Annotated in this window: 2 protein-coding genes; both read left to right on the top strand. The window is 76.8% G+C overall.

Going from position 1 to position 1,576, the window contains the following annotated elements:
• Positions 1-822 (top strand): alanine racemase (gene alr / locus HMPREF3105_RS02035; protein ID WP_070708657.1); only part of this gene is annotated, 822 nt, incomplete at its 5' end.
• The gene (gene tsaE, locus HMPREF3105_RS02040; protein ID WP_070708658.1) at positions 819-1,442 is read left to right on the top strand and encodes a tRNA (adenosine(37)-N6)-threonylcarbamoyltransferase complex ATPase subunit type 1 TsaE; all 624 of its coding nucleotides are present in this window, start codon (positions 819-821) and stop codon (positions 1,440-1,442) included. The genes alr and tsaE, both read left to right, overlap by 4 nt.
• Positions 1,443-1,576 lie beyond the last annotated feature (134 nt).

Consider the following 1,576-nt stretch of genomic DNA (forward strand, 5'->3'; position numbering starts at 1 on the left):
CTGCGGGCCCGTGGCGGGGCCGGACCCGAGGCCCGCGCGGTCCTGCATCTGAAGGCGGACACCGGCCTGGGCCGCCACGGCTGCACGCCCGAGCGGTGGCCCGCCTTCGTGGCGCATGCTGCCGAGCTCGAGGCCGCGGGCCTCGTGCGGGTGGAGGGCGTGTTCTCCCACCTCGGCGTGGCGGACGAGCCGGACCGGGCCGCCGAGACCACGGCGCAGCTGCTGCGGTTCGAACGGATGGCCGCCGAGGCCGCCGAGACGCTCGGCCACCCGCTGCTGCGCCACCTGGCCAACACGCCCGCCGCCCTCGCCCGGCCGGACACGCACCTGGACATGGTGCGCGTCGGCCTGGGCCTGTACGGGCTCTCCCCGTTCGCGGACGTCACCGCCGCCGAGCTCGGGCTGCGCCCGGCCATGTCCCTCGTCACCGTCCTGGCCAACGTCAAGGCCGTCCCCGCCGGGCAGGGCGTGTCCTACGGGTTCCGCCACGTCACGGCGGAGCCCACCACGCTCGGGCTCGTGCCCGTCGGCTACGCCGACGGCGTCCCGCGCGTCGTCGAGGGCACGCGCGTCCACGTCGGCGGCCGGGCCGTCCCCGTGGTGGGCCGCATCGCGATGGACCAGTTCGTGGTGGACCTCGGCCCGGACGCCGCGGACGCGCCCGGCGACGCCGTCGAGCTGTTCGGACCGGCCTCCGGCATTCCGGTGGAGGAGTGGGCCGCGGCCGCCGGGACGATCAACTACGAGCTGGTGACCCGCATCGGGGGCCGCGTGGACCGGCAGCACGTGGACCCCACGCCGACCCAGGAGGCCCGCCCATGAGCGACCACGAGATCCCCGCCCCCGGCCCGATCCTGCCGGAGCCCGTGCTGACGGCGACGGTCCCGCTCGAGGGCGCCGACGGCACCCGGGCGTTCGGCCGCGCCCTCGCCGGGGTGCTCCGCGCCGGCGACGTGCTGATCCTCACGGGCGACCTCGGCGCGGGCAAGACGACCTTCACCCAGGGGCTGGCCAGCGGATTCGGCGTGGCCTCCGGCGTGGTCTCGCCGACGTTCGTCCTCTCCCGCGTCCACCCCGCCCCGGCCGACGCCCCGGCGGGCACCCCGGACCTCGTGCACGTGGACGCGTACCGGCTGCGCTCGGCGGGGGAGCTCACGGACCTCGACCTGGACGCGAGCGTGGACCGCTCCGTGACCGTCGTCGAGTGGGGCCGGGGCATGGCCGAGTCCCTCGCCGGGTTCCCCGAGGACCCGGACGCCTCGTGGCTGGACATCGAGATCGTCCGGGCCCGCGGGGGTGAGGACGCCCCCGCAGCCTCGGCGGGGGAGGAGGACGGCATCGTCACCGACTTCTCCGACGAGGACGGGGGCCAGGTCGAGGAGCTGCGCTCGGCCGTCGTGACCGGCCGCGGCCCGCGCTGGGCCGGCGTCGTGCTTCCGTAGACTGGCGGCCATGGCCCTGCTCCTCGCGATCGACTCCTCCGCCGCCGCCTCCGTCGCCGTCCTGCGGGACGGTGAGGAGCTCGCGCGCTGGGCCACGGACGACACCCACGCCCATGCCGAGGTGCTCGCCCCCG

The organism is Micrococcus sp. HMSC31B01 (assembly GCF_001816085.1).
GTDB classification, from domain to species: Bacteria; Actinomycetota; Actinomycetes; order Actinomycetales; family Micrococcaceae; genus Micrococcus; species Micrococcus luteus.

Excerpts from the sequence above, each read along its gene's own strand:
- tsaE (WP_070708658.1), top strand. The coding sequence starts at position 819 with ATGAGCGACCACGAGATCCCCGCCCCCGGCCCGATCCTGCCGGAGCCC.